At 43.8% G+C, this 3,795-nt stretch carries 5 protein-coding genes; all 5 read left to right on the top strand.

Features of this window, described 5'->3' with window-relative positions:
- A partial coding sequence (gene ruvX, locus AB3112_RS09335) for a Holliday junction resolvase RuvX (protein ID WP_367334365.1) occupies window positions 1–140 on the top strand: 140 nt, incomplete at its 5' end.
- Window positions 141–154: 14 nt separating this feature from the next.
- Window positions 155–481, top strand: a complete 327-nt coding sequence (locus tag AB3112_RS09330) for a DUF1292 domain-containing protein (protein WP_057909273.1) — start codon at window positions 155–157, stop codon at window positions 479–481.
- Between the two features lie 241 nt (window positions 482–722).
- A complete protein-coding gene (locus AB3112_RS09325; protein WP_057909272.1) occupies window positions 723–968 on the top strand; it encodes a cell division protein ZapA in 246 nt (81 codons plus the stop codon).
- Window position 969: 1 nt separating this feature from the next.
- Window positions 970–1,488, top strand: coding sequence for a CvpA family protein (locus tag AB3112_RS09320; RefSeq protein WP_057909271.1), 519 nt, complete (start codon window positions 970–972; stop codon window positions 1,486–1,488).
- Window positions 1,485–3,795 (top strand): endonuclease MutS2 (locus AB3112_RS09315; protein ID WP_367334364.1); only part of this gene is annotated, 2,311 nt, incomplete at its 3' end. The genes AB3112_RS09320 and AB3112_RS09315, both read left to right, overlap by 4 nt.

Here is a 3,795-nt window from a genome sequence, read left to right as displayed (position 1 = left end):
CCACTGTTGAGGCTCAGCGGATGCTGACTGAAGAAGCAGACGTTTCTCGAGCCAAACGCAAAAAGGTGATCGATAAATTGGCAGCGGGCTTGATACTTCAGAATTATTTGGACCGCAATGGTAAATTAACAAAAATATAGCGAGGTAAACAATTATGGCAGACCAAGAACCAGTACAACAACAAATCACATTAGTCGACGAAAACGGTGAAGAAACTTTATTCGATGTCTTATTTACATTTAAGTCAGAGGACTTTGATCGTTCTTACATCCTAATCTATCCACACGGTAAGGGTGAAGACGAAGAAGTTGAAATTCAAGCATACGCATTGCCAAAGGGCGACGATCCGAGTGATCCTCAAGGCGGCGAACTGCAAGCAATCGAAACCGATAAAGAATGGGATATGATCGAATCCGTTTTGAACACTTTCTTGGGTAAAGATGGTGACGATGAAACTGACGACGGTGACAACGATCAATAATTAGCATGGTCATCAGCGAAGGGGAAAGAGGTCGGACAAAACTAAAAGTTTTGCTCCAACCTCTTTTTAGCTTAAATGTTACTTAGCTGAATCGTGCGCCAAATAGCAGTTTTCGGCCGTATTTGTGAATTAGCCAATCATCCAAGTCCAGGATGTTTGGCTAATTCACTTATATTCTGGAAGCTGACCACTATTTGTCCCGCCTTCAGTTTTTAATTGAGAGAAATTAGGATGTGACGAAATGTCTGAGAATGAAAAGCGACGGTTCAAAGCAACCATCGATGGAAAAGATTATGTACTAGTTGGTAACGGAACTGTGGACCATATGCAGGCAGTGACCGATTTATTGAACGAACAACTGAATCAGCTTAAAGAAGCGATGCCGAGCTCAACAGAAGAACAACGGGCGATTTTAATTGCATTTAACGCAATTTCCAAACAATTTGATGTTCAAAAAGCTGCACACAACAGTAAAGAAGGTCTTTAAAATGGTTTTTACCATTGGAATCATTTTGATTTTGGGATTTGGCTTGCTAAGTGGATTACGACGGGGCTTTGTTGTCGAGATTCTCCATTTGGTTGGGTTTGTCGTTGCGACATTTGTGAGTGTCCTGTATACCACGCCGGTTGCGGATTTTATTAATGGTTTAATCGGTCAAACAAGCTCGGCTCAATCCACATCAGGAATTATTAAGTGGATCGTGTTCGTACTGTTATTTGGCTTGGTCTGGCAGATTGTCAGGCTTTTGCGTGATATCATTACACCGATTACCAAGCTGCCGATTATTCACCAATTAAATTCGCTGCTTGGAGGGGTTGCCAACTTGATCATCAAATATCTGGTGATCTTTATTCTCCTGAATATATTATTGATCTTTCCCAGTCAAACCATCCACGAGCAATACCAAGACTCAAGCATTTCCCAGTGGATTGTGAAAAAAACGCCACTTCTTTCAGATAAGATGATTCAGATTTGGGATGAAAATTCCAGTGAGGTTAATGTATGAACGATAAAGTTTTAGAAACATTAGAATACGGAAAAATTAAAGAGCAGCTTACAAAATTTTTAGCAACTGATCGTGGAAACGAAATTGTTGGGCAATTAACACCCAGTGCATCAGTCGACCAGGTCAATCAGCGATTGGCACAGACTGCTGATGGGGCTGATATTGTCCGGCTTAAAGGTGAAATTCCGATCCCCAAGCTGACCGAAATTTCGCCATATATGAAACGGTTAAGAATCGAAAACGCATCTTTAGGTGGAACGGAATTGGCCCAAATTACCAAGCTTTTACGGGCGGTTCAAGTCGTGTCTGATTTTTTTGCTGATTTACAGGAAGAAGACGTTGCACTCAAGGTATTGCCACAAATTGTCAATCGGTTGACATTGCTGCCGGACGTGACCAGACGGATGCTGTCTTCAATTGACGACGATGGCCGGGTTCTTGACGGCGCTTCATCGGAGCTGCGCGCAATCAGAAAATCGATTTCAGCTACCCAAGGTAACATTCGTTCGAGAATGGGAAAGTTTATTAAGGGATCTGACGCCAAATACCTCAGTGAACCGATTATCACGGTCCGTGATGGTCGGTTTGTGCTGCCAATCAAGGCCGAATATAAACAACGCTTCGGTGGGATTATTCATGATCAAAGTGCATCCGGCCAAACGCTTTACGTTGAACCGAATACGGTTGTTGAAATGAATAATCAACTGAGACGCGATCAGTTGGCCGAGCGGGCTGAAGTTCGCCGGATCCTCGGTGAGCTCACCAACTTAATTCGACCCCATCGGGATGATTTATTAGCGAATATGGATCTCATTGGCCAATTGGATTTTGTGAATGCCAAGGCCAAGTTGGCCCACCAAACAGGCAGCATCGAACCAAAGGTGTCCGCCGATAATGTGGTGAAGCTGCGTCAGGCACGCCACCCGTTGATTCCACGTGATAAGGTGGTCGCCAATGATATTGAAATCGGTGACCAATATCATGCCATCATTGTGACTGGGCCAAACACCGGTGGTAAAACGATTACCATCAAAACCGTCGGCTTACTGGAATTGATGGCCCAATCGGGTTTGTTTATTACCGCCAATGAAGGGAGTCAGATTGGGGTATTTGATGATATTTTTGCTGATATCGGAGATGAGCAATCGATTGAAGCCAATTTGAGTACGTTCTCGTCTCATATGGACAATATCATTTCAATTTTGAACCAGGTGAGCCAAAACAGTTTGGTTCTCTTGGATGAATTAGGTGCCGGAACCGATCCCAAGGAAGGCGCGGCGCTTGCAATGGCCATCATTGATGCCTTTCATAAGATCGGCTGCGAATTGATTGCCACGACCCATTATCCAGAGTTAAAAGCCTTTGCTTATAATCGACCTGGAATTATTAATGCATCAATGGAATTTGACGTCGACACATTACAGCCGACGTATCGGTTCTTACTTGGGATCCCCGGCCAAAGTAACGCACTAAACATTGTCAGCAAGCTGGGCATGTCAAAGCAAATTGTTGACCAGGCACGGGCATTTACCGACACCGAGAACCAGGATATCAATAACATGATTGAAGAGCTTACAGCGCAAACTAAGCGGGCTCACGACGAAGCTGACGAACTCAACACACAACTTCAGCAGGCTGCTAAATTGCACAGTGAATTGCAGGACAAATTTACCAAGTATGAGAATCAAAAGGACCGGTTAACCGAGCAGGCTAAGGAACGCGCAAATCAAGTCGTGGAAGAAGCCAAAAAACAGGCGGATCAAATTATTGCTGATCTTCATGAAAAACAAGCCAAAGTGGGTCAAGTTGCGGTTAAAGAAAATGAATTGATTGATGCAAAAGGGGCATTGAACAAGTTGGAAACCGCTCCTAACTTAACTCGAAACAAGGTATTGAAAAAAGAAAAGGCGAAACATGATTTTCATCCTGGCGACGACGTTTTGGTGAAGTCCTATGGCCAACAGGGAACATTACTGCGCCGGGACAAAAACCATACTTGGGATGTTCAAATTGGGATTTTGAAAATGCAGATTGAAGAATCCGATTTGGAGAAGGCTGCTAAAAATACCAAGGAGAAAAACCAGTACCAAACCCACGTTTCCAGAACACGTTCGGCAGGAATGTCGCCAACACTGGATTTAAGGGGCCATCGCTATGAAGAAGCGATGACCGAAGTGGACCGGTATATTGATTCGGCGTTATTAGCCGGCTATCCATCGGTTACTATTATTCACGGAAAAGGGACCGGCGCTTTGCGAAAAGGTGTGACTGAATACCTCAAACGTACTCCTCGAGTTAAGAGCTTTG

Origin of the sequence: Lentilactobacillus sp. (assembly GCF_040773105.1) — a bacterium.
Lineage (GTDB): Bacteria > Bacillota > Bacilli > Lactobacillales > Lactobacillaceae > Lentilactobacillus > Lentilactobacillus parabuchneri.
The sequence above is the reverse complement of the archived record's forward strand: the minus strand, read 5'-3'. Positions and strand labels throughout refer to the sequence as shown.